This is a genomic window from Reyranella sp. (assembly GCF_050185545.1).
In the GTDB taxonomy this organism is placed as follows: Bacteria; Pseudomonadota; Alphaproteobacteria; order Reyranellales; family Reyranellaceae; genus Reyranella.
On sequence record NZ_JBFWZI010000007.1, the window covers coordinates 42,374 to 64,782 of the forward strand.

General features: G+C 66.7%; 22 protein-coding genes and 1 other RNA gene. 18 read left to right on the plus strand and 5 right to left on the minus strand.

Annotation, left to right across the window (positions count from 1 at the left end; all coding sequences use genetic code 11):
* The first annotated feature begins 198 nt into the window (after positions 1 to 198).
* The 12 genes from coxB (at position 199) to AB7O82_RS03400 (ending at position 11,184) form a co-directional block, all read left to right on the plus strand.
* Entirely contained in the window at positions 199 to 1,062 is an 864-nt protein-coding gene (gene coxB, locus AB7O82_RS03345; RefSeq protein ID WP_428539593.1) for a cytochrome c oxidase subunit II, read from the plus strand.
* Between the two features lie 24 nt (positions 1,063 to 1,086).
* Positions 1,087 to 2,730 (plus strand): cytochrome c oxidase subunit I, encoded by a 1,644-nt coding sequence (gene ctaD / locus AB7O82_RS03350; protein ID WP_428539596.1) that lies wholly within the window; start codon positions 1,087 to 1,089, stop codon positions 2,728 to 2,730.
* Between the two features lie 45 nt (positions 2,731 to 2,775).
* The gene (locus tag AB7O82_RS03355) at positions 2,776 to 3,714 is read left to right on the plus strand and encodes a heme o synthase (RefSeq protein ID WP_428539599.1); all 939 of its coding nucleotides are present in this window, start codon (positions 2,776 to 2,778) and stop codon (positions 3,712 to 3,714) included.
* Positions 3,715 to 3,722: 8 nt separating this feature from the next.
* Positions 3,723 to 3,863 carry a hypothetical protein gene (locus AB7O82_RS03360; protein WP_428618646.1) on the plus strand — a complete coding sequence of 47 codons (141 nt, stop codon included), beginning with the start codon at positions 3,723 to 3,725 and terminating at the stop codon, positions 3,861 to 3,863.
* The gene (locus tag AB7O82_RS03365; RefSeq protein ID WP_428539605.1) at positions 3,860 to 4,465 is read left to right on the plus strand and encodes a cytochrome c oxidase assembly protein; all 606 of its coding nucleotides are present in this window, start codon (positions 3,860 to 3,862) and stop codon (positions 4,463 to 4,465) included. The genes AB7O82_RS03360 and AB7O82_RS03365 overlap by 4 nt, the downstream gene beginning before the upstream one ends.
* Before the next feature lie 4 nt (positions 4,466 to 4,469).
* The gene (locus tag AB7O82_RS03370; RefSeq protein WP_428539608.1) at positions 4,470 to 5,342 is read left to right on the plus strand and encodes a cytochrome c oxidase subunit 3; all 873 of its coding nucleotides are present in this window, start codon (positions 4,470 to 4,472) and stop codon (positions 5,340 to 5,342) included.
* Positions 5,343 to 5,552: 210 nt separating this feature from the next.
* A complete protein-coding gene (locus AB7O82_RS03375; protein ID WP_428539611.1) occupies positions 5,553 to 5,918 on the plus strand; it encodes a DUF983 domain-containing protein in 366 nt (121 codons plus the stop codon).
* On the plus strand, positions 5,908 to 6,672 hold the full coding sequence (locus tag AB7O82_RS03380; RefSeq protein WP_428539614.1) for an SURF1 family protein: 765 nt from the start codon (positions 5,908 to 5,910) through the stop codon (positions 6,670 to 6,672). The genes AB7O82_RS03375 and AB7O82_RS03380 overlap by 11 nt, the downstream gene beginning before the upstream one ends.
* Positions 6,669 to 8,171, plus strand: a complete 1,503-nt coding sequence (locus tag AB7O82_RS03385) for a carboxypeptidase M32 (protein WP_428539617.1) — start codon at positions 6,669 to 6,671, stop codon at positions 8,169 to 8,171. The genes AB7O82_RS03380 and AB7O82_RS03385 overlap by 4 nt, the downstream gene beginning before the upstream one ends.
* Before the next feature lie 9 nt (positions 8,172 to 8,180).
* Positions 8,181 to 8,432 (plus strand): DUF1272 domain-containing protein, encoded by a 252-nt coding sequence (locus tag AB7O82_RS03390; RefSeq protein WP_428539620.1) that lies wholly within the window; start codon positions 8,181 to 8,183, stop codon positions 8,430 to 8,432.
* Positions 8,433 to 8,458: 26 nt separating this feature from the next.
* Positions 8,459 to 9,919: a threonine synthase gene (gene thrC, locus AB7O82_RS03395; RefSeq protein ID WP_428539623.1), complete on the plus strand. Its 1,461-nt coding sequence runs from the start codon at positions 8,459 to 8,461 to the stop codon at positions 9,917 to 9,919.
* Positions 9,916 to 11,184 (plus strand): M16 family metallopeptidase, encoded by a 1,269-nt coding sequence (locus AB7O82_RS03400; protein WP_428539626.1) that lies wholly within the window; start codon positions 9,916 to 9,918, stop codon positions 11,182 to 11,184. Before thrC ends, AB7O82_RS03400 begins: the two co-directional genes overlap by 4 nt.
* Positions 11,185 to 11,406: 222 nt before the next feature.
* On the opposite strand, the gene AB7O82_RS03405 is transcribed toward AB7O82_RS03400, so the two are convergent.
* The 3 genes from AB7O82_RS03405 to AB7O82_RS03415 all read right to left on the minus strand — a co-directional run bounded on the left by AB7O82_RS03405 (position 11,407) and on the right by AB7O82_RS03415 (position 14,409).
* Complete coding sequence (locus AB7O82_RS03405; RefSeq protein WP_428539629.1) at positions 11,407 to 12,066, minus strand: DUF1028 domain-containing protein; 660 nt, start codon at positions 12,064 to 12,066, stop codon at positions 11,407 to 11,409.
* Positions 12,067 to 12,068: 2 nt separating this feature from the next.
* The gene (locus AB7O82_RS03410) at positions 12,069 to 13,424 is read right to left on the minus strand and encodes an LLM class flavin-dependent oxidoreductase (protein ID WP_428539631.1); all 1,356 of its coding nucleotides are present in this window, start codon (positions 13,422 to 13,424) and stop codon (positions 12,069 to 12,071) included.
* A gap of 178 nt (positions 13,425 to 13,602) precedes the next feature.
* The gene (locus AB7O82_RS03415) at positions 13,603 to 14,409 is read right to left on the minus strand and encodes an aspartyl/asparaginyl beta-hydroxylase domain-containing protein (RefSeq protein WP_428539634.1); all 807 of its coding nucleotides are present in this window, start codon (positions 14,407 to 14,409) and stop codon (positions 13,603 to 13,605) included.
* Positions 14,410 to 14,573: 164 nt separating this feature from the next.
* Between AB7O82_RS03415 and AB7O82_RS03420 the strand changes: the two genes are divergently transcribed.
* Together AB7O82_RS03420 and AB7O82_RS03425 are read left to right on the plus strand one after the other, a co-directional pair.
* A complete protein-coding gene (locus AB7O82_RS03420) occupies positions 14,574 to 15,182 on the plus strand; it encodes a GNAT family N-acetyltransferase (RefSeq protein WP_428539637.1) in 609 nt (202 codons plus the stop codon).
* A 17-nt stretch (positions 15,183 to 15,199) separates the two neighbouring features.
* Positions 15,200 to 16,069 carry a dioxygenase gene (locus tag AB7O82_RS03425; protein ID WP_428618648.1) on the plus strand — a complete coding sequence of 290 codons (870 nt, stop codon included), beginning with the start codon at positions 15,200 to 15,202 and terminating at the stop codon, positions 16,067 to 16,069.
* 213 nt (positions 16,070 to 16,282) lie between these two features.
* On the opposite strand, the gene AB7O82_RS03430 is transcribed toward AB7O82_RS03425, so the two are convergent.
* Together AB7O82_RS03430 and uvrB are read right to left on the minus strand one after the other, a co-directional pair.
* Positions 16,283 to 17,143 (minus strand): alpha/beta hydrolase family protein, encoded by an 861-nt coding sequence (locus AB7O82_RS03430; RefSeq protein WP_428543661.1) that lies wholly within the window; start codon positions 17,141 to 17,143, stop codon positions 16,283 to 16,285.
* A 78-nt stretch (positions 17,144 to 17,221) separates the two neighbouring features.
* A complete protein-coding gene (uvrB, locus tag AB7O82_RS03435) occupies positions 17,222 to 19,411 on the minus strand; it encodes an excinuclease ABC subunit UvrB (RefSeq protein WP_428543659.1) in 2,190 nt (729 codons plus the stop codon).
* Positions 19,412 to 19,468: 57 nt separating this feature from the next.
* Here uvrB and AB7O82_RS03440 point away from each other — a divergent pair, with 57 nt between their 5' ends.
* From AB7O82_RS03440 to rnpB, 4 genes are all read left to right on the plus strand, one after another.
* A complete protein-coding gene (locus AB7O82_RS03440; RefSeq protein ID WP_428543657.1) occupies positions 19,469 to 20,200 on the plus strand; it encodes a sulfite exporter TauE/SafE family protein in 732 nt (243 codons plus the stop codon).
* 24 nt (positions 20,201 to 20,224) lie between these two features.
* Positions 20,225 to 20,935, plus strand: a complete 711-nt coding sequence (locus AB7O82_RS03445; protein ID WP_428543655.1) for a TerB family tellurite resistance protein — start codon at positions 20,225 to 20,227, stop codon at positions 20,933 to 20,935.
* Between the two features lie 16 nt (positions 20,936 to 20,951).
* Positions 20,952 to 21,641, plus strand: a complete 690-nt coding sequence (locus AB7O82_RS03450; protein ID WP_428543653.1) for an N-acetylmuramoyl-L-alanine amidase — start codon at positions 20,952 to 20,954, stop codon at positions 21,639 to 21,641.
* A 10-nt stretch (positions 21,642 to 21,651) separates the two neighbouring features.
* Positions 21,652 to 22,037, plus strand: an RNA gene (gene rnpB, locus AB7O82_RS03455) — RNase P RNA component class A.
* The last annotated feature ends 372 nt before the right edge of the window (positions 22,038 to 22,409 follow it).

The window sequence follows — 22,409 nt, forward strand, 5'->3', positions numbered from 1 at the left end:
GGGGACTTCCGGGCGTCGGTGGGCGGGGCTAAGGTCAACCGAGCGCGTGCCTTCACTGCGACTGGCCGCCACATACCGAGTGGGGGCGAAAACCCGTTACGTGTCAGGTCTATATCTGGTACTAACCGCTTTAAATGGCGGGGGATTTTGCGGACCGGAACCCTTGAAGAGGGGAGGGCCCGCCGAGGGGATGATTGCATGATCGGCAAGTGCGCACGGGGCATCTTGGGACTACTGGCGGCAATCGCCGGGTTGGGCATTGCCGGTGGCGCCCAGGCACAGCCGATCGTCGGCGTGCCGCACGACTGGCAGATGGGGTTGCCGCCGGCCTACACGCCGGTGGGACAGCGGCTGGAGTCGCTCCATGACCTCCTGCTGGTGATCATTTCGCTGATTTGCCTGTTCGTCCTGGCGCTGCTGATCTACGCGGTGATGCGTTTCAGTGCGGCGCGCAATCCGACGCCGAGCACGACGACGCACAATACCGTCCTCGAGATCGCCTGGACGGTTGTGCCGATCCTGATCCTGGTCGTGATCGCCATCCCGTCGTTCCGCCTGCTGTATTACGGTGACAAGGCGGTCGATGCGGCGATGACCATCAAGGTCATCGGGCATCAATGGTACTGGAGCTACGAATACCCCGACCAGGGCAATTTCTCGGTCGACAGCCGCATCCTGAGCGACGCCGACCGGCTCAAGCAGAAGCCCACGATGCCGCGCCTGCTCGCGGTCGACGAGGAGATGGTGATTCCCAAGGACACCGTCATCCGCATCATCGGCACGGCGGCCGACTCGATGCACGGCTGGACGGTGCCCGGCTTCGGCATCAAGAAGACAGTCATTCCCGGCCGGCTCAACGAGGGTTGGATCAGCGTCAAGGAAGAAGGCTACTATTTCGGTCAGTGCTCGCAGATTTGCGGCAACAACCACACCTACATGCCGGTCGCCGTCCGCGTCGTCTCCAAGCCCGAATTCGACAAGTGGGTCGAGCAGAAGAAGAAGTCGGCGGGCCTGCTGCCCGCGACCGACGTCGCTTCCGCCACCGCTCCCGCCAACCGCTAAGCGCATCGCCGCAGGAGAGTTCACATGGCCACCGCGCACGGCGCCGCCCACGACCACAGCGCCCACGCTCACGGGCACGACGAGCATCATACGCCGACCGGCATCACCCGCTGGCTTTACAGCACGAACCACAAGGACATCGGTACGATGTACCTGGTGTTCGCGATCATCGCCGCGCTGATCGGCGCGACCTTCTCGGTGGTCATGCGGCTCGAGCTGCTGCAGCCCGGCGTGCAGTACTTCAACGGACCGGACGGCACGCCGAACGGCCACCTGTGGAACACCGTCGTCACCGCGCACGGCCTGATCATGGTGTTCTTCGTCGTCATGCCGGCGCTGATCGGCGGGTTCGGCAACTGGTTCGTGCCGCTGATGATCGGTGCGCCCGACATGGCGTTCCCGCGCATGAACAACATCAGCTTCTGGCTGCTGCCGCCGGCCTTCATCCTTCTGCTCGCCTCGGCGCTGATCGGCGGCGGAGTCGGCACGGGATGGACGATCTACGTGCCGCTCTCGACCATGCAAGGCGCCGGCATGGACCTCGCCATCTTCTCCCTGCACATCGCCGGCGCATCGTCGATCCTGGGTGCCATCAATTTCATCACCACCATCTTCAACATGCGCGCGCCCGGCATGACGCTGCACCGCATGCCGCTGTTCGCCTGGTCGATCCTGGTGACGGCGTTCCTGCTGCTGCTGGCGCTGCCGGTACTGGCCGGCGCCATCACCATGCTGCTGACCGACCGCAACTTCGGCACCCACTTCTTCGATCCGGCCGGCGGTGGCGACCCGACGCTGTTCCTGCACCTCTTCTGGTTCTTCGGCCATCCCGAGGTGTACATCATGATCCTGCCGGCCTTCGGCATCATCAGCCACATCATCTCGACCTTCTCGAAGAAGCCGATCTTCGGCTATCTCGGCATGGCCTACGCGATGGTGGCGATCGGCGTCGTCGGCTTCGTCGTGTGGGCGCACCATATGTACACGGTCGGCATGGATGTCGACACGCGCGCCTACTTCGTCGCCGCCACCATGGTCATCGCGGTGCCGACCGGCGTGAAGATCTTCAGCTGGATCGCCACCATGTGGGGCGGCTCGATCCGGCTCGAGGTGCCGATGCTGTGGGCGATCGGCTTGATCTTCCTGTTCACGGTCGGTGGCGTGACCGGCGTGGTGCTGGCCAATGCCGGCGTCGACTACGCCCTGCACAACACCTACTACGTGATCGCGCACTTCCACTACGTGCTGTCGCTCGGCGCGGTGTTCGGCATTTTCGCGGGCTTCTACTACTGGATCGGCAAGATGAGCGGCCGCCAGTATCCGGAATGGGCCGGCCAGATCCATTTCTGGACGACCTTCTTCGGTGTCAACCTGACTTTCTTCCCGATGCACTTCAGCGGGCTGGCTGGCATGCCGCGCCACTACGTCGACTATGCCGACGCCATGTGGCACTGGAACTACCTGTCCTCGCTCGGCGCATTCATCTCCTTCGCCTCGACCATCTTCTGGCTGATCTTCGTGGTCTTCGGCACGCTGCTGTACGGCCGCCGGGTCGGCGCCAACTACTGGGGCGAGGGCGCAACGACTCTCGAATGGACGGTCCCGTCTCCGCCGCCCTTCCACACCTTCGAAGAGCTGCCGCACATTTCCCCGGCGGCGCACCACTGATCCCGAGGAGCGGAGGCGCCCGAGTGGCGCCTCCGCCGTGAAGCGATGAGCGATACCGCCCAGATCCTGCCCCGGTCCTTTGTTGCAGCGCCGCCGACCGGCGCAACGCCGTCGGCGCGGGTTCGCGACTATGTCGACCTGCTGAAGCCGCGCGTGATGTCGCTGGTCGTCTTCACCGGCCTGGTCGGCGTCGTGATCGCTCCCGGCCATCTCCATCCCTTTGCCGCGGCGCTGGCCGTGCTGGCGATCGCGCTCGGCTCGGGCGCCGCCGGCGCCATCAACATGTGGTACGAGCGCGACCTCGACGCCCTGATGGCGCGGACCCGGCGGCGGCCGCTGCCGGCCGGCCGCGTGGCGCCGGACGACGCGCTCGGTCTCGGCGTGCTGCTGTCGCTGTTCTCGGTCCTGCTCATGGCGGTCGCGACCAACTTCGTCGCAGCGGGGCTGCTGGTTGGGGCGATCCTGTTCTACGTGTTCGTCTATACGGTCTGGCTGAAGCGGCGTACGCCACAGAACATCGTGATCGGCGGCGCCGCCGGCGCCTTCCCGCCAATGATCGGCTGGGCGGCGGTGACCGGCGACGTCTCCACCGTCAGCGTGGCCTTGTTCCTGCTGATCTTCCTGTGGACGCCGCCGCATTTCTGGGCGCTCGCACTCTATCGCTGCGACGACTATCGTCGGGCCGGCGTGCCCATGCTGCCGGTCGTGGTGGGGGCGCGCGAGACCAAGCGGCAGATGCTGATCTACACCGTGCTGCTGGCGCCGGTGGCTCTGGTGCCGACGCTGCTCGGCACCGTCGGCTGGCTCTATGGCGCGGTGGCGTTGCTGCTGAGCCTGGCCTTCATCGGACACGCCCTCCGGGTGTGGCGGACGGCCGACGACGAGAACGGGCACTCCGCCGCACGGCGCATGTTCCGCTTCTCGCTGCTCTACCTCGCCGGCCTGTTCGCGGCCCTGCCCGTCGACCGGATCGTGATCGGATGAGTGGCGTGATGGTCGAGACCCGCCGTCCCGGCGACACCGACAGGCACCGCCGCCAGCGCGGCAAGAACCTGTTCGTGGCCGGATTCCTGCTGGTGCTCGTGGTGATCTTCTTCCTCCTCACCATCGTGCGCATGGGAGGGCAAGGGTGAACGCGGCACCTGACGGGAAGGCGGGCGACAAGAATGCCCGGCTGGCGTGGCGGCTCGCCGCCCTGGTCGGCGGCATGGTGGCGCTCGCCTACGCCGCATCGCCGCTCTACGACCTGTTCTGCCGCGCCACTGGCTTCGGCGGCACACCGGTGATCGCGCAGGCTGGCGAACGGCCCATTCTCGCCCGAACCGTGGCCGTCCGCTTCGATGCCAACGTCGATCCCAACCTGCCGTGGCGTTTCCAGCCGCTCGAGCGCGAGATCAAGGTCAAGCTCGGCGAGGAGCACCTGACGCACTACCGGGTGACCAACGTCTCGCAGCGCCCGATCGTCGGAACCTCGGCCTACAACGTGACGCCCGAGCCGGCTGGTCCGTGGTTCAACAAGGTGCAATGCTTCTGCTTCACTGAGCAGCTGCTCCTGCCCGGCCAGTCCGTGGACCTGCCGGTGATCTTCTTCGTCGATCCCGAGATGGACAAGGATCGACGCTACGACAACGTCCGCACCATCACGCTCTCGTACACCTTCTTCGAGGCCAAGACGGAGCGGGCGAAGACCTTGCTGGGCGGCTCGCCCGCCAGTGCGACCGGAAAGGGTGGATGAGACAATGGCCGACGGCACACCGAAGCATCCCTATCACCTCGTCGATCCCAGCCCGTGGCCGGCGCTGGGCGCGTTGGGAGCCCTGCTGCTGGCGGTCGGCGCCGCCCTCGGCATGCATCCCGACTTGCTGGGCAAGGGTGTCGAAGGGCTCGTCAAGTCGGTCCAATGGTGGATCATCGCTCCCGGGCTCGGCCTCATCCTGGCGGTGATGTTCTGGTGGTGGAGCGACGTCATCGTCGAGTCTCGCAAGTACCACACCGCGGTGGTCCAGCTCGGCCTGCGCTACGGCATGATCCTGTTCATCGCCTCCGAGGTGCTGTTCTTCGCGGCGTTCTTCTGGGCCTTCTTCGATGCGTCGCTCTTTCCGGGCAGCCCCGAGATGCCGGCGCGCGCCGAAGCGACCGGCGGCGTCTGGCCGCCCAAGGGCATCAGCGTCATCGCGCCGTTCGACCTGCCCTTCATGAACACGTTGATCCTGCTGCTCTCGGGCACGACGGTGACGTGGGCTCACCACGCCATTCTGGAAGGCAACAAGCGCGACGCGGTGCGCGGCCTCACCCTCACCGTCATCCTGGGCATCTGCTTCACCGGCATCCAGGCCTACGAGTACATCAACGCGCCGTTCGGCTTCCGCGAGAACATCTACTCGTCGACCTTCTTCATGGCGACCGGCTTCCACGGCTTCCACGTGTTCGTCGGCACGACCTTCCTGATCGTCTGCCTGTTCCGGGCAATGGCCGGCCAATTCAAGCCCAAGCAGCATTTCGGCTTCGAGGCGGCCGCCTGGTACTGGCATTTCGTCGACGTCGTGTGGCTGTTCCTGTTCTTCTGCATCTACTGGTGGGGCTCCGGCAACGCGCCGATCGCGCTGCACTGAGGGGCGTCTCTGAATTCCTCCCCAGCTCTGCTGGGGAGGTGTCGGCGTCTTCGCCAACGGAGGGGTCATGGTGTTTTGGACCGCGGGCGTCCCGCCCGCTCAAGTCATGAGCGGGCGGGACGCCCGCGGTCCAAAACACCATGACCCCTCCGTCGCATAGCGACACCTCCCCACGCATGGCGTGGGAGGAGCAACATCTAGGAGTCGGTGATGTCGCAATGGCCGCGCCAATCGCCTGTCGACGTCGCGCTGCGCGCGGCCTGCCCGCGCTGCGGCCGAGGTCGCCTGTTCAAGGGTGTGCTCGGCATCGTCGATCGCTGCTCCGTCTGCGACCTCGATCTGCGTGGCAACGACGCCGGCGATGGGCCAGCGGTATTCGTCATCCTGGGGCTCGGCACCATCATCATGATGCTCGTGTTCTGGGTCGAGTTCCGCTTTGAGCCGCCGTGGTGGCTGCACGTCCTGCTGTGGGGGCCAATCACGGTCGGCCTGGCGGTGTGGCTGCTGCGCCTGATGAAGGCGCTGCTGATCGCCCAGCAATTCATCCATCGTTCGACGACTCTCGATGAGCAGTAGCCGGCCGATATTGGCGTTGCGGCCCGCCTTCTGGCCGTCGGTGGTCTCGCTGGCCATCTTCGCAGTCGCCATGGGGCTCGGCATCTGGCAGCTGGAGCGGCGCGAGTGGAAGCGCGACATTCTGGATCGCATCGCCGCCAACCAGGCGGTGGCGCCGATCAGCCTCGACGAGCTGCTGAAGGGCGATCCGCTGCGACTGGAATACGGCCGTGTAAAGGTTGCCGGCACCTTCCTGCACGACAAGGAGTTTTACCTCGGCGCCCGTAGCCTCAAGAACAAGGTCGGCCTGCAGGTCGTGACGCCGCTGCGAACCGACGACGGCCGCATCGTGCTGTTCGATCGCGGCTGGATAGCGCAGGAGGCCAAGGATCCGGCGCGCCGCGCCGCCGGCCAGCTGCAAGGCCGTGTAGAGCTCACCGGCATCGTGCGGCGCAACCAGGAGCGCCGCCAGTTCGCGCCCGAGAACGTGCCCGAGCGCAACGTCTGGTTCCATGTCGACGTGCCGCTGATGCGCAGCATGGCCGGCGGCAAGCCGGACGCGAAGCTCGACGCTTTCTTCCTGGAGGCCGATGCGACGCCCAACCCCGGCGGCCTGCCGGTGGGCGGCCAGACCAGGCTCGACATTCCCAACGATCACCTGCAGTACGCCATCACCTGGTTCCTGATCGCGCTTGCGCTGGCCGGCGTCTACCTCGCCTATCATTGGGAGAACGGGCGTCTCACGATCGCCGGCCGCACCAACGTCAAGACATGATTGCCAACGATCCCTACGCCGAGCTCGAGCGCCGATTCGCCCGGTTGAGCGCCGTGCAGCGCGCCAGCGCCATCCTGAACTGGGATCGCTCGACCATGATGCCGGACGGCGCCAGCGACGATCGCGCCGATCAGCTGGCGACCCTGGGCGTCATCGCCCACGGCATGATTTCCGCCCCCGACATGCCGGAGCTGCTCGGCCGGGCAGAGGCGAGGGCTTCCGGCCTCGATCCCTGGCGGGTGGCCAATCTGCGCGAGATGCGGCGGCTGTGGGTGCACGAAAGCGCCTTGCCGGCCGATCTCGTCGAGGCCCGCACCCGCGCCACAGCGGCCTGCGAGATGGTGTGGCGCGAGGCCAGGAAGAATGCCGACTTCAAGGCGTTGCTGCCGACGCTCGGCGAAGTACTGACCCTGGTCCGCCGGGCCGGCGAGGCCAAGGCCGCCGCGTTGGGCACGACGCTCTACGACGCCCTGCTCGACGAGTTCGAACCCGGCGGCCGCGCGGCGCGCATAGACGTGCTGTTCGCCGAGTTGAAATCCTTCCTGCCCGGGCTGTTGGGGCGCGTGATCGAGCATCAGAGGAGCCAACCGCCGCCGCTCGCGCTGGACGGGCCCTTTCCGGTCGAGCAGCAGCGCAAGCTCGGCGAGGAGCTGATCCGTCTCATCGGCTTCGACTTTTCGCACGGGCGGCTCGACGTCTCGGCGCATCCATTCACTGGCGGCACGGCCGACGATGTGCGGATCACCACGCGCTACGACGAGGCCGATTTCGCGCGCGCCCTGATGGGGGTGCTGCACGAGACGGGGCATGGCCTCTACGAGGCGGGGCTGCCGCGTGACTGGCGGCGCCAGCCGGTCGGCAATGCCCGCGGCATGGCCCTGCACGAGAGCCAGTCGCTGCTGATGGAGATGCAGGCCTGCCGCAGCGACGCCTTCGTCGCCTTTGCCGCTCCGCGCATGCGCACCGCCTTCGGCAAGGACGGGCCGGCCTGGGCGGTCGACAATATCCACCGCCTCTACACGCAGGTCGCTCCGGGCTTCATCCGCGTCGACGCCGACGAGGTGACCTACCCGCTGCACATCATGCTGCGCTACCGCCTGGAGCGCGCGCTGCTCGCCGGAGACCTGCCGCTGGGGGAACTTCCGGGGGCCTGGAACGAGGGGATGCGCGACCTGCTGGGCATCGTCCCGCCCGACGACGCGCTGGGCTGCCTGCAGGACATCCATTGGCCGGATGGCGGCTGGGGCTACTTCCCGACCTACACCCTGGGGGCCCTGGCGGCGGCCCAGCTGTTTGCCGCCGCCGGGCGCGCTCATCCCGATCTCCTGCACGCCATCGGCAAGGGCGACTTCGCGCCGCTGCTGGGCTGGCTGCGCGCCAACGTTCATGGCAAGGGCTCGTTCGCCAGCACTGACCAGATCCTGACCGAGGCCACCGGCGCCCCCCTCGGAACCGCCGCTTTCAAGGCGCATCTGGAAAGCCGCTATCTCCCGGCGTAAGAGGAAGCCATGCTCGAGCTCCGACCCAATTGCGAATGCTGTGACAAGGATCTGCCGAACGGCGCGCCGGACGCGCTGATCTGCACCTTCGAATGCACCTTCTGCGCGGAGTGTGCGCGAACCCGGCTGGGCGGCCATTGCCCCAATTGCGGCGGCGATCTGGTCCGGCGGCCGACCCGGCCGGAGCGGGCCTTGCAGAGGTATCCCGCCTCGACCAAGCGTGTCCGCAAGGATCATGAAGCCTGTCGCCAGGTCGCCTAGCCAGAGCTGCCGAGCAGGAGTTTACAGTGCGCTACATCAGCACGCGCCACGGCTCGCAGGGCACGCCCGAGCCGCTGGGCTTTGAGGACATCATGCTCGCGGGCCTGGCCCGCGACGGCGGGCTCTACCTGCCGACCGAGTGGCCGCGTTTCTCAACGACGGAAATCGCCCGGTTCGCCGGCCTGTCCTATGTCGACCTGGCTTTCGAGATCATGCGGCCGTTCGTCGGCGACACGTTCAACGAGCCGACCTTTCGCCGCCTGATCGCCGAGGCCTATGCCTCGTTCGAGACGCCGGAGGTGGCGCCGCTGAAGCCGCTCGGCGCCGCGACGCCGTCCGATGGGGGCCTCCATCTGCTCGAGCTGTTCCATGGCCCGACCCTCGCCTTCAAGGACGTGGCGCTGCAGCTGCTCGGCCGCATGCTCGACGAGACCCTGACGGCGCGCGGCAGGCACGCCACCATCGTCGGCGCCACGTCGGGCGACACCGGCTCGGCCGCCATCGAAGCGGTGCGCGACCGCAGGACCATCGACATCTTCATGCTGTATCCGCGCGGCCGGGTGAGCGAGGTGCAGCGGCGCCAGATGACGACGGTGCTGGCGCCCAACGTGCACAACATCGCCGTCGACGGCACGTTCGACGATTGCCAGGACCTCGCCAAAGCCTGCTTCAACGATCTCGCGTTCCGCGATCGCCACGCCCTGACCGCCGTCAACTCGATCAACTTCGCGCGCGTGATGGCGCAGATCGTCTACTACTTCTGGGCGGCGCTGAGACTTGGGGCGCCGCAGCGACCGGTCGCCTTCACGGTGCCGAGCGGCAATTTCGGCAACGTCTATGCGGGCTATGCAGCGCGCCAGATGGGCCTGCAGGTGTCGCATTTCGTGGTCGGCGCCAACAGCAACGACATCCTCGCCCGCTTCTTCGAGAGCGGCATCATGGAGACGTCGACCGTCATGCCGACGCTGAGCCCCAGCATGGACATCCAGATCTCGAGCAACTTCGAGCGCCTGCTGTTCGATCTCTACGACCGCAACGGTGCGGCGCTGGCCGACGCCATGGTGGCGTTTCGCAGCACCGGCAAGCTCACGGTCGGCGCCAATGCCCTGGCGGGCGTGCGTCAGCTCTTCGACGCCGGCCGGCTCGACGATGCCGGTACGCTAGCGGCGATCGCCGACTGCCGCCGGCGTTACGGCGAGACGATCGACCCGCACACCGCCGTGGGATACGCGGTCGCGCAGCAGCATCGGCGCGACACGGCGATCCCCATGGTCGTGCTGGCGACTGCCCATCCGGCGAAGTTTCCCGACGCGGTCGAGAAGGCGACCGGCGAACGGCCGGCGTTGCCGCCGCGGCTCGGCGACCTCCTGCGGCGGCCCGAGCGTACGGACAGCCTGCCGAACGACGTGGCCGCCCTGAAGGCGTTGATCGACGTCCGGCGCGACACCACGCAGGCCAGCCCGACTCGCGCCAAGGTGCTGTCATGAGCGACGTCAAGGTCACCACGCTCGCCAACGGGCTGCGCGTCGCGGTCGACGAAATGCCCGAGGTCGAATCGGCCTCTCTCGGTATCTGGGTCGCCTGTGGCACGCGCCACGAGACGGCCGAGCTTAACGGCATGGCGCACATGCTGGAGCACATGGCCTTCAAGGGCACGCGCAGCCGCTCGGCGCGTGCCATCGCCGAGGAGATCGAGAATGTCGGCGGCAGCCTCAACGCCTATACCGGCCGCGAGATCACCGCCTATCACGCCTCGGTCCTGAAGGAGGATGTCGGGCTCGGCGTCGAAATGATTTCGGACATCCTGCGCAACTCGGTGTTCGATCCCGACGAACTGCAGCGCGAGCGCGGCGTGATCCTGCAGGAGATCGGCCAGGCGCTCGACACGCCCGACGACGTGATCTTCGACCAGTTCCAGGAAACGGCGCTGCCCGGCCAGCCTTTGGGGCGGCCGGTGCTCGGCACCGCCGAGTCGGTCGAGGCGATCGGGCGCGATGATCTGTTCGCCTATCTGGCGCGCCACTACACGGCTTCCAATATGGTCCTGGCGGCGGCGGGGCGGGTCGAGCATGCCCAGATCCTCGACCTGGCGGAGAAGCATTTCGGCTCGGTGCCGCGCACGCCGGCCAATGCCGAGCGGCCGGTGCCGTTGAGCTATGTCGGCGGCGACGGCCGCGAGGTGCGCGTCCTCGAGCAGGCCCATCTGGTGCTGGGCTGCCAGGGCATCGGCTATCGCGACCCGGACTACTTCGCGCTCGCCGTCTATTCGACGCTGTTCGGCGGCGGCATGTCGTCCCGCCTGTTCCAGCGCATCCGCGAGGAGCGCGGCTTGGTCTACGGCATCCATTGCTTCAACACCGCCTATGCCGACGGTGGCCTGTTCGGCATCTATGCCGGCACCGGCGAGGACGATCTGGCGGAGCTCGTGCCGGCGGTGTGCGAGGAGTTCGCCGGCGTCGCCGGCAGCCTGACGACCGCCGAGCTGGTGCGTGCGCGCAACCAGATCAAGGCCGGCACGCTGATGGCGCTGGAATCGAGCGGCGCGCGCTGCGAGCAGGCGGCCCGCCATCTCATCATCCATGGCCGGCCGATTCCCTATGCCGAGATCGTGGCGCGCATCGAAGCGGTCGACGAGGAGGCGGTTCGCGGCGTCGCTCAACGGCTGCTGCAGGGCAGGCTGACGCTAGCCGCCCTTGGCCCGATCGACGGCCTCGAATCGCTCGACCGCATCACTGCCCGGCTGGCGGCGTAGCCCGGCGCCTTCCTCCCCGATTACAGGGGCATTTGCACATGGCAAAAAATGCCATCATCCCGAGCGGAGCCGCCCGAAGGGCGGCGCAGTCGAGGGACCTTTCTTGTTGATGCTACAAGAAGAAAGGTCCCTCCACTACGCCTCGCTACGCTCGGCTCCGGTCGGGATGACGGGCCTTTTTGCCATGTGCGAATGCCGTTCGTAATCGGGGGAGGCGAGCCCTTACGCCGGCCCTGGAGCCTGGTCGGGGTCGACGGCGCGCACCACGTAGGCGGCCGCCTGGGGTTGGTAGAGTTCCCACAGGAAGCGCAGCTCGACCAGCGGCTGGGAATTGAGGTCGACGCGAAGGTCGACATAGGGAAAGCTCTCGCGGTGAACAACGAGAAGGCCGGCGGACTTCAGTTGCTTCAGCTCACCGCCCGCCGCATCGCCGGCCTCGATGGCGCGCACGAGCCGTTCCGCCAGCTCGACATCCTCGTTCTCCTCGAAGGCCTCGACTATCGCGTCCACGACGGCGACATTTCGCAGGATGTTGCCGGCTGCGACGCAGTTGCGTCCAATCCGGCCCTTGGCAACCGAGACGATCCTGGCGCCGTTGAAAAATGCTCCCGTTCCATCGGCTGCGAGGACGGCGAGTTGCCGCCATGCAAGGTTGGAGTCCCGCTTCTCCAATCCATCGATGATGGCCTGGGGTGACGCGCCACCCTTGAGCTCTTCAAGGATCATGGGACCGAGACGCGGGTCGGTACGGTGTTGAGTCAGGACCGCGCCGACTCCGGGCTCCGCCCAGCAGCAGCGGCTACCGACGGCCATCGACGATGTCGCGACGACGGCGCCCAGCATTCCGGTCCTCGAGCAACGGCCTGCGATCGAGAAGGTCATGTCTACTCCTCTGCGTCACGCCGAAAGGGATCGGCTGGCTCCGCCAGGCCCATGTTGGCGCGCAGGGTCGTGCCGGGATAGTCCGGCGGACGCAGGCCGCGGCGCTGAAGCTCGGGCACCACCAGCTCGACGAAATCGCGCAGGCTGCGCGGCTGCACCGGCATGGAGAGCATGAACCCGTCGCAGGCCTTGCTGGTGTACCAATCCTCCATCACGTCGGCGACATGGCGGGCATCGCCCTTCACCGTGTTGCCGCCCATCGACGACAGGACGCGCTCGGCGGTGCGCCGCACGCTCAGCCCTTCGCGCGCCGCCATGTCGAGCACCGACCGGCCGATCGCGGTGCCGCCGACGCTCTCCTCGAGCTTCTGCGGCATCGGGCCATCGAGATCGGCCCCCGTCACGTCCAGGCCGACGAGCTTCGACAGGTAGCTGACGGCGAGCGCCGGCGAGATCAGCCCCTGCAGTTCCTCGTACAACGCGTCGGCCTCGGCGCTGGTGTGGCCAACGAAGACGCTCAGCGCCGGCAGGATGCGCAGAGCCTCCGGCGGCCGACCGTACTTGGGCATGCGGCCCTTGATGTCGGCGTACTCCGCCTGGGCCTGCGCCTTGTTGCTTGCGGTGCCGAACAGCCCTTCGCCGCCATAGGCCGCCAGCTCCTTGCCGGCATCCGATTGGCCGGCCATGAAGACCACCGGCTGGCCCTGCGGCGCGCGCGCCACGTTGAGCGGACCCTTGACCGCGAAGTGGTTGCCGCGATGGTTGGTCAGGCGCACGCGGGTCGGGTCGAGATATTGGCCGGTCGACTTGTCCTGAACGAAGGCATCGCTTGCCCACGAATCCCAGAGCGCACGTACGACATCGAGGCTCTCCCACGCCCGCTCGTAGCGCTCGAGGCGGCCCATATGCTCGTCGCGGCCGAAATTCTTGGCATCCTCGACGTACTGCGTCGTGACCAGGTTCCAGCCGGCACGGCCGCCGCTCAGATGGTCGAGCGAGGCGAACTTGCGGGCGATGGTGAAAGGTTCCTCGTAGGTCGTGGTCGTTGTCGCGACCAGGCCGATATGCCTGGTGTGCTGCGCCAGGGCGGCGAACAGGGTCACCGGCTCGAATACGGCCGGCCGATCGGACGGGCTGTTCGCCGCGAACAGGGCAGGCTTGTCCATCTGTCGCACGCCGTTGCCGTCGGCCAGGAACATCAGGTCCAGCATTCCGCGTTCGGCGATTTTGGCCATCTCGATCATGCAGTCGAGCCGCATGGTGGTCGTGGGAAACGAGTCGGGATGACGCCAGCCGCCAAGATGGCCGCCCAGCGCGCCGCCGGTGAAGCCCAGGATCATCGCCGAGCCATGCCTCATTGAAGGTTTCTACCGCATACGGGTCGAGCGAGTCGCGCGCCACACCGGCATGGCGCAGCGGCAGCGATGTTCGTGCCCGCTTGCCGCCAATAGAGAAAAGGTCCCTCGCCTACGGCGCCTGATGTGGTGAGCGCCGCAGGCGAGGGACCTTCGACTCTGACGGGTCGCGGCCGATCGATCAGGCCGCCTTGGCGAGCACGGGCGCCGGGGTGCTCTGGTTGCGCGGCGGCACGCCGATGGCGGCGCGTTCGTAGACCGCCTTTACCTCGGCGCTGCGGCGGATGAGGTTGTAGCGGAGCGAGGTGTAGAGGTTCACCGGGAAGGGCATGCGGGCGTCGAAGTCGATGATCAGCACGACCCGGGTCTGGTCGGTCTGGTTCTTGACCCAGTGTTCGCGCGTGTCGTCGAACACCAGAGGCTTGCCTTCCTCCCAGAAGAAATGACGCCCGCCGATCTCGATCCAACACTTCTCCGGCTCGGTCGGAACGATCAGCGGATAGTGGAAGCGGATCACGCCGGCTGCCGATCCGCGATGGGGCTCGATCTCGGCAAAACCGTGCAGGATGCTGAACAGCGCCGTGTGAACGCCGGGGATGCGCGAGATCGCGGCATAGGTGTCCGGCACCGCTGCGGTGTTTTCCTTGATCTCGTGGCCCCAGATCTTGAGCAGGAACGTCCGCCAGGCACGGCCCGGCACGTAGAGGTCGCGCGGATGGACCTCGTGCAGGGCGGGAATCTCTTCGTGATGGCTCAGGAGGTATTGGAGGTCGGCCTTGATCTTGTCGTGGCTTTTCTGCAGTTCGCCCAGCACCGGGAAGGCCTTCAGCGCATCATCGCCACCCAGCGGCAGCTTGGGCATGTTGCGCAAGATCCAGTCCGACATCTTGAGATTGAAATTTTCGATCGGCTCCTGGGGCACCCAGATGTTCTTGGTGAGATAGAAGCGTCCCTTTTGTCCGACGTTGCTGTTGGCGTCTGTTTCCATGTCCGATCCTGGCACGTCACTCTTTTTCAGGTGCAATTTCTTCTTAACGAGTGTGCAATTCAAGGCTGGTCGCAGGAGAACCGGCGCGGCGGACCGTCTCAATTTCCTACGTCAAGCCTCGGAAAGCATGTAAGAATTCCAAAGCTAGGTTACTATAATTCACGATGTTTCGCTTCGCTGACGTTCCGTTATCCCTGTCGGGCATGACCCGGATCACCGGGCGGCGGGTGTTCCTGCGGGCACCCACCATGGACGATTGGGCCGAATGGGCCGAGCTCCGGGCCCGCAGCCGGGCCTTCCTGACGCCCTGGGAGCCAACCTGGCCGGAGGATTCCCTGGGGCGGGATCATTTCCGTCGGCGACTGCGCCAGCAGGCGCGCGAATGGCGGTCCGGCGAGGCCTTCAGCCTCTTCGTGTTCACCAACGAGGGCCGGCGGTTGGCCGGCGGCATCAACCTCAGCAACGTCCGGCGCGGCGTCGCCCAGGCGGTGTCGGTGGGTTATTGGATGGGCCAGCCATTCGCCGGCCAGGGCCTGATGACGGACGCCCTGCGGGCGACTCTGCCATTCGTGTTCGACGATCTGCGGCTGCACCGCCTGGAGGCGGCATGCCTGCCGCACAACGAGCCCTCCAAGGCGGTCCTGGCTAAGGTCGGATTCCACGAGGAGGGCCTGGCGCGGCAGTACCTGCGCATCAACGGGCATTGGGCCGATCACCTGTTGTTCGCCCTGCTGCGTGCCGACTACGATGCCCTGCAGAGGACCGCCCGCTAGGCGGTCGGGAGAACGGGATGCGCAACCTCACGCCGGCCTCGATAACCCAGGCCTTTGCCGACTATAGCCGGAACGCACCGTCGGAGCGTACGCGGGTGCTGCTGGTCGATCTCGCCCGCCATCTTCATACCTTCGTGCGCGACAACAAGGTAACGCAGGCCGAGTGGAATGCGGCGATCGACGCCCTGACGCGCGCCACGCAGTTCACCGACGACAAGCGCAACGAATACATTCTGTTTTCCGACCTGCTCGGCGTCTCCTCGCTGGTCGACATGATCAATTCGGCGACCACGGGCACGCCGTCCTCGGTGCTCGGGCCGTTCCATATCGAGGGTGCCCCGGAGCTGGCGAACGGCGGCGATCTGTGGCGCGGACAGGTCGGCGAGCCGCTGGTCGTGAGCGGCAGGATCGCCGACGCGACGGGCGCGCCCGCCGCGGGCACGGTTCTCGCCCTTTGGCAGAATAGCGGCAACGGGCTCTATGCCCAGCAGGATACGACGCAGTCGCCGACCAACTACCACGCGCGCCTGACCGTGGCTCCCGACGGCAGCTTCGCCTTCTCGACGGTGCGGCCGGTGTCCTACACGGTGCCCGACGACGGTCCGGCCGGAGACATGCTGCGCGCGCTCGGCCGCGAGGCTTGGCGGCCGGCCCATCTGCACATGATCATCCACGCGCCGGGCCGTAAGCCCTTGATCACCGAGTTCTTTCCCGAGGACGACAAGTATCTCGACAGCGACGCGGTGTTCGGCGTGCGCGCCGGCTTGGTCGTGCCGTTCCATCGCCTCGCCGATCGCGCCGCGCTCCCGACCAACCTCGCGGCGCGCGACACCCTGCCGATGCCGGTCTGGACCGCCAGCCTCGACCTCACGCTGCCGGCGGCGTGATTTCATCCTCCTCCCCAGCTCCGCTGGCGGGTGTCCGCGTCTTCGCGGACGGAGGGGGCCAGCGCTGGGAGCGCGCCACTCCGATGGCGCTCTTCATGGTGATTACTCATCTCATGAGCGCCATCGGAGTGGCGCGCTCCCAGCCATGACCCCTACGTCGCCGTATGACGGCGACACCTTCCCAGCGGAGCTGGGGAGGAGGATGAAAGATTCTCACCTCAACCCGGCAAGGAACGCCGCGAGCAGCGGCGACCAGATCGCCTGGCCGTTGTCGCTGCCGGCCAGGGTGTGGCCGTCCCTGGCGAACGGGCCCAGCGCCTTGAGCGCGGCGTGGCCGCCGGCGCCGACATAGGCCTCGACCATGCGGCGGGCGAGGGCTGGCTCGAAGAAGCTGTCATTCCTCGTATAGATCCAAAGCATGGGCACGCGCGCCGTCGCCCCGTAGCGCGCCGCCGCTTTCACCAACGCCTCGGGCTGGCAATTGCCGATGCCGCCGCCGGGCAGGGGTTGATGGCCACCGCGGCCGCCGGCGAAGTTGATCATGCCCGGCACGCCCGGCGGATTGAGGCTCGACAGCGCCACCGTTGCCCAGCCGCCGGCCGATTGCCCGACCACGATGGTTCGATCGGTGGCCACGTACGACAGGGTGCGCATGTGGTCGATGGTCGCCCTGATGTCCGACGCGCCGTGCAGCCCTGCGGTGTAGTAGTCGGGTGCCGCGCAGCGTCCATAGGTCTCCGCCCAGTCGCCGCCCGTCTCGCCGTAGCCCCGGCGCAGCGGCAAGGCGACGACATAGCCGCGCGAGATGAACCAGGCCGAAAGCGAGGCGTAGATCGGGCGAAGACTGGCTCGCTCGCCCTCTGCCGGCGAGCCGTGATTGATGACGGCCAGCGGCCGTCTCGCCCCGTCGGAGGAACGCTTGACGGTGGTCACCAGGCTCGCGCCGCCGGCTGCCGGGACGCGGACGATTTCCTCACGGAAGGGCTGGGCATGGGCTGCAGATGACGCGAGAACGACGGCGAGCGCGACGATCAGCGCGCGCCGTCCCACCAATTCGTGAGTTTTGTCGCTCATGCTCTTCCGGACCGCGAGCGTCCCGCCCGCTCATGATCATGAGCGAGCGGGACGCTCGCGGTCCGGAAGAGCATGATATCAGCGTCCGCTGCGGCGGGCCGGCCGGCCGCGCGAGCCCGAGCCCGTGCGCACGCCGCGGAACACGCGGCTGTTCTGCATGCGGCCGAGATTGATGTTGGCGGTTGCCGCCACGGCCTGGCCGGGCAATTCGAGCTCGTTGGCCTCCAGGCGCCTGATCTCGTCGCGGATGCGCGCGGCCTCCTCGAACTCGAGGTTGGCGGCCGCGTCGCGCATGCGCTTCTCCAATTCGGCGATGTGCGTACGCAGATTGTGCCCGACGAGATGCACGTCGCCCGACACGCCCGTATCGACCGTGTAGTGGTCGCGCTCGGCAGTCGACTGCAGGATCTCGGCGATGTTCTTGCGCACCGACGCGGGCGTGATGCCGTGCGCCTTGTTGTAGGCCTCCTGCTTGGTGCGCCGGCGCTCGGTCTCGGCCATGGCGTACTTGATGGAGTCGGTCATGTGGTCGGCATAGAGGATGACCCGGCCGTCGACATTGCGCGCGGCGCGACCGATGGTCTGGACCAGCGACGTCGGCGAGCGCAGGAAGCCTTCCTTGTCGGCGTCGAGGATGGCGACCAGGGCGCATTCGGGGATGTCGAGGCCCTCGCGCAGCAGGTTGATGCCGACCAGCACGTCGAAGGCACCCAGCCGCAGGTCCCGAATGATCTCGATGCGCTCCAGCGTGTCGATGTCCGAATGCAGGTAGCGGCAGCGGATGCCGGCCTCGTGCATGTACTCGACGAGGTCCTCGGCCATGCGCTTGGTCAGCACGGTGACCAGCACGCGCTGGCTCTTCTTGGCGCAGTCGCGGCATTCGGCGATCAGGTCGTCGACCTGCTTGTCGACCGGACGGATGATGACCGTCGGGTCGATCAGGCCGGTCGGGCGGATCACCTGCTCGATGAAGATGCCCTGGGTGCGCTCCATCTCCCACGGTCCGGGCGTAGCGCTGACGAACATGGTCTGCGGACGCAACGCCTCCCATTCCTCGAACTTGAGCGGCCTGTTGTCGATCGCCGAGGGCAGGCGGAAGCCGAACTCGGCGAGCACGCTCTTGCGATTGAAGTCGCCGCGGAACATGCCGCCGATCTGCGGCACCGTGACGTGGCTCTCGTCGACGATCAGCAGCGAGTTCTCGGGGAAGTACTCGAACAGGGTGGGCGGCGGCTCGCCGGGCTTGCGGCCGGTGAGGTAGCGCGAATAGTTCTCGATGCCGGCGCAGGCGCCCGTCGTCTCCAGCATCTCGATGTCGAACAGCGTGCGCTGCTCGAGCCGTTGCGCTTCGAGCAGGCGGCCGGCGCGGTTGAACTCGTCGAGCCGCTGCTTGAGGTCGGACTTTATCTGCTCGATGGCCTTCTGCATGGTCGGCCGCGGCGTCACATAGTGGCTGTTTGCGTAGACCACGATGTCGGACAGCGTCGCCGTCTTCTCGCCGGTCAGCGGGTCGAACTCGACGATCGATTCGATCTCGTCCCCGAACATCTCGATGCGCCAGGCCTTGTCCTCGTAGTGCGCCGGGAACAGGTCGACCGTATCGCCGCGCACCCGGAAGGTGCCGCGCTGGAAGGCGTTGTCGTTGCGCTTGTATTGCTGCTCCACGAAGCGGCGCAGCAGAGTGCTGCGATCGGTCCTTTCGCCCTTGGCCAGGCGGAAGGTCATCGTTTGGTAGTTCTCGAGCGGCCCGATGCCGTAGATGCACGAGACCGAGGCGACGATCACGACGTCGTCGCGCTCCATCAAGGCGCGCGTCGCCGAATGGCGCATGCGGTCGATCTGCTCGTTGATCGACGAATCCTTCTCGATGTAGGTGTCGGTACGCGGCACATAGGCTTCGGGCTGGTAGTAGTCGTAGTACGAGACGAAGTACTCGACGGCGTTTTCCGGGAAGAAGCCCTTCATCTCGCCGTAGAGCTGCGCCGCCAGAGTCTTGTTCGGCGCCAGCACCAGGCTCGGGCGATTTTGCGAGGCAATCACGTTGGCCATGGTGAAGGTCTTGCCCGACCCGGTGACGCCGAGCAGAACCTGGTCGCGCTCGCCGCCGGCCACGCCCTCGCGCAGCTGACGGATCGCCTCGGGCTGGTCGCCGGCCGGATTGTAGTCGGAGACCAGCTTGAACGGCTTGCCACCGACGCCGGCGGGCCGTCGCTGGACGTAGGGCATCAACAGGGGAACGGTTGAAACCGCGAGATTCTTTCGGGGCATGGCCTGCATTATATGATGCCCGGTCGGCGGCGCGGCAATGCTAGCGTCGGCGCCGCGATGCCCGACCTGCTGGCCGTTTCCTTCCTGATCAGTGCTGCCATTGCCTGCATCGCCGGCATGGTACGGGGCTTTGCCGGATTCGGGGCGGCAATGCTGATGACTCCCGTTTTCTCAGCCCTGCACGGGCCGGCCATCGGCGTTGCGCTTTGCCTGCTGCTGGAGATCGTGGTCGCCCTGCCGCTGGTGCCGGGCGTGCTCCACCTGGTCGACTGGCGCCGCACCGGCCTGCTGCTGGTGGCCGCCGCAGTCGGGGTTCCGGTCGGCAACCTGGTGCTGACCTGGTCCGAGCCGGCGCCGATGCGCTGGGCCATCTCGGCGATCGTGCTCGGGGCCGTCGGCCTGCTGGCCAGCGGCTGGCGATTCTCCGGCAAGCCGCGCGGCACGACGACGTTGGCTGCGGGCGTCAGCAGCGGCTTTCTCAACGGGCTTGCCGGCATGGCCGGTCCGCCGATCGCCTTCTATTACCTCGCAGGTGACGAAACCGTGACACGGGTTCGGGCCAATCTCACCACATACTTCGTTTTTGTCGATCTGATTGCGCTGGTGACTTTTCTTTCCCGCGACTTGGTCGACCTGAGCACTGGCATCCTGGGCGCCTGTCTCGCGCCTGCCGTCATTGTCGGCGGCGTGCTGGGCGGCCGGCTGTTTCCGCTGGCCAGCGAGGCGTTTTACCGTCGGCTTGCGCTCATGCTGTTGGTCGGCGTGGCGATCGGGGCCTTGATCCTGTAAGCCGGACGTCGTAGCGGAGCGGACATGACGATCTGGCAAAGAATTGTCGACGGGGCGACACGTCTTGCCAACGGTGAGTCGATCGGCTCGCTGCTCGGCCTCAGCGCACCGTCCGACGATGGCGTGCATCCCGGCTTGCGCCAGGTGGGCTTCACCATCGGCGTGATCGCGCTCGGCGCCAAGATGGCCCGCGCCGACGGGCCGGTGTCGGAAATCGAGATGGAGGCCTTCCGCGAGTTCTTCCACGTGCCGGCCGGAGAGGAGAAGAACGTCGAGCGGTTCTTCAACCTGGCGAAGCGCGACGTCGCCGGATTCGAGACTTACGCCCGCCAGGTCGCAGAATTGTTTCCCGATGCGCCGGAGATCCTGGAGAACGTGCTGGAGGGGCTGTTCGCCATCGCCAAGGCCGACGGGCCGGTCGATGCGGCCGAGGCCGACTACCTCGCCAAGGTGGCGCGGCTGTTCGGACTCGACAGCAACCGCTTCGAGCGCGCCAAGGCGGCTGCGCTGGGGGTGATCGAATGCGAGCCCTGCGTCGTGCTCGGCATCGATCCACTGGCGACCGACGAGCAGATCCGAGAGGCCTGGCTGCGCCAGGTGCGCGCCCATCATCCCGACAGGCTGATCGCGCAGGGGCTGCCGGAGGAAGCGATCGCGATCGCCAACCGCAAGGTCGCGCTGATCAACGATGCCTACGATCGCCTGAGGCGCCAGCGCGGCCTTGTGCCGGCCTGAGCCAGAGGCCGCCAGCGTGCAACCGATCGACCTGCCGTCGCCCAACCACGCCGCGCGACCGGCGGGTGGTCCGATCGACATTCTTGTCCTGCACTACACAGAACTGCCGCTAGAAGAGTCGCTTGCCATCCTGCGCGACGATGGGACGGCCCAGCGTGTCAGCGCCCACTATGTCCTCGACCTCGACGGCACGCCCTATCACCTGGTGCCGGAGGAGCGCGCCGCCTGGCATGCGGGTCGCTCGCACTGGCGCGGTCGCGACGCGCTCAACGCCACGTCGATCGGCATCGAGATCGTCAACCTGCACGGCGATCTGCATGATTATCCAACGCGCCAGATCGAGGCATTGATCGAGCTTTGCCACGACATCGTCGCGCGACATCCGGCCATTGCGTCGCGCAACGTCGTCGGCCACTCCGACATTGCGCCCAAGCGCAAGATCGATCCCGGCCGACGTTTCCCGTGGGCGGTGCTGGCGCAGTCCGGCATCGGCCTGTGGCCGCGCGAAGCCCGGGGGAAGCTCGAAGGCGACGTGCAGGCTGCCCTGCAGCGGTTCGGCTACTCGCCAGCCGTCGAGGTCGAGACGGCCGACATCATCGCCGCCTTTCAGCGGCGCTTCCGGCCGAACCTCGTCGACGGCATTGCCGACGACGAGACACGCGGGTTGCTCGCCGATCTGCTTGACCAGATCGGCTGCGCACCCTAGCTAGCTGGAGTCAGACGGCCGGATGGCTGCGCTGGCTGGGCAACCAGCCGGTGAGGAAAGTCCGGGCTCCACGGAGACACGGTGCCGGATAACGTCCGGCGGGGGTGACCCCAGGGAAAGTGCCACAGAAAACAGACCGCCTGTCCGGCTCGCCGGATCGGCAAGGGTGAAATGGTGGGGCAAGAGCCCACCGCGCGACCGGCAACGGGAGCGGCACGGCAAACCCCACCGGGAGCAAGACCAAATAGGGGCGGCACGCCGGGCAACCGGCAGCGGTGTTTCCGCGTCGTCGCCCGGGTCGGTCGCGCGAGGCGCCCGGTAACGGGCGTCCCAGAGGAATGGCCATCTCCCGCCTTCGGGCGGGGACAGAACCCGGCTTACAGGCCGTCTGACCTGCATTTGCTCGCCCCAACGGAGCGGACACAACGCCCTTCGGGCGCTCCTCCGGATGAGGTCCCCCTCAATTTTAACGCCTATGGGGGCACCTCCCCCGATTACGGGGGAGGGATTCGCGATGTGTCCACCCCGTGGTTTCGTCCCTAAACGGACGAACTTTCGACTCACCTTCGTGAACTTTCGACACACTGTCGCGAAATTTTCGCCTCAGGTGTGGCGAATCCACAACACTAGCTCTTGCGTTGGAAACTGGTGAGAGCACAATAGATGTGGTGGTTAAGGTCTTCAAATTCCATGCAAATCGTCGAATGGCATTGCTTCCCTGAAATTCCCGTGATATCCCATTACATCCCGTGTAGCAGACGACGCAGG

What these genes read in the sequence shown, in the direction of transcription:
- coxB (WP_428539593.1), top strand. Translation starts at nt 199, where the DNA reads ATGATCGGCAAGTGCGCACGGGGCATCTTGGGACTACTGGCGGCAATC.
- ctaD (WP_428539596.1), top strand. Translation starts at nt 1,087, where the DNA reads ATGGCCACCGCGCACGGCGCCGCCCACGACCACAGCGCCCACGCTCAC.
- AB7O82_RS03355 (WP_428539599.1), top strand. Translation starts at nt 2,776, where the DNA reads ATGAGCGATACCGCCCAGATCCTGCCCCGGTCCTTTGTTGCAGCGCCG.
- AB7O82_RS03360 (WP_428618646.1), top strand. Translation starts at nt 3,723, where the DNA reads ATGGTCGAGACCCGCCGTCCCGGCGACACCGACAGGCACCGCCGCCAG.
- AB7O82_RS03370 (WP_428539608.1), top strand. Translation starts at nt 4,470, where the DNA reads ATGGCCGACGGCACACCGAAGCATCCCTATCACCTCGTCGATCCCAGC.
- AB7O82_RS03375 (WP_428539611.1), top strand. Translation starts at nt 5,553, where the DNA reads ATGTCGCAATGGCCGCGCCAATCGCCTGTCGACGTCGCGCTGCGCGCG.
- AB7O82_RS03380 (WP_428539614.1), top strand. Translation starts at nt 5,908, where the DNA reads ATGAGCAGTAGCCGGCCGATATTGGCGTTGCGGCCCGCCTTCTGGCCG.
- AB7O82_RS03385 (WP_428539617.1), top strand. Translation starts at nt 6,669, where the DNA reads ATGATTGCCAACGATCCCTACGCCGAGCTCGAGCGCCGATTCGCCCGG.
- AB7O82_RS03390 (WP_428539620.1), top strand. Translation starts at nt 8,181, where the DNA reads ATGCTCGAGCTCCGACCCAATTGCGAATGCTGTGACAAGGATCTGCCG.
- AB7O82_RS03400 (WP_428539626.1), top strand. Translation starts at nt 9,916, where the DNA reads ATGAGCGACGTCAAGGTCACCACGCTCGCCAACGGGCTGCGCGTCGCG.
- AB7O82_RS03405 (WP_428539629.1), bottom strand. Translation starts at nt 12,066, where the DNA reads ATGACCTTCTCGATCGCAGGCCGTTGCTCGAGGACCGGAATGCTGGGC.
- AB7O82_RS03410 (WP_428539631.1), bottom strand. Translation starts at nt 13,424, where the DNA reads ATGAGGCATGGCTCGGCGATGATCCTGGGCTTCACCGGCGGCGCGCTG.
- AB7O82_RS03415 (WP_428539634.1), bottom strand. Translation starts at nt 14,409, where the DNA reads ATGGAAACAGACGCCAACAGCAACGTCGGACAAAAGGGACGCTTCTAT.
- AB7O82_RS03420 (WP_428539637.1), top strand. Translation starts at nt 14,574, where the DNA reads ATGTTTCGCTTCGCTGACGTTCCGTTATCCCTGTCGGGCATGACCCGG.
- AB7O82_RS03425 (WP_428618648.1), top strand. Translation starts at nt 15,200, where the DNA reads ATGCGCAACCTCACGCCGGCCTCGATAACCCAGGCCTTTGCCGACTAT.
- AB7O82_RS03430 (WP_428543661.1), bottom strand. Translation starts at nt 17,143, where the DNA reads ATGAGCGACAAAACTCACGAATTGGTGGGACGGCGCGCGCTGATCGTC.
- uvrB (WP_428543659.1), bottom strand. Translation starts at nt 19,411, where the DNA reads ATGCCCCGAAAGAATCTCGCGGTTTCAACCGTTCCCCTGTTGATGCCC.
- AB7O82_RS03440 (WP_428543657.1), top strand. Translation starts at nt 19,469, where the DNA reads ATGCCCGACCTGCTGGCCGTTTCCTTCCTGATCAGTGCTGCCATTGCC.
- AB7O82_RS03445 (WP_428543655.1), top strand. Translation starts at nt 20,225, where the DNA reads ATGACGATCTGGCAAAGAATTGTCGACGGGGCGACACGTCTTGCCAAC.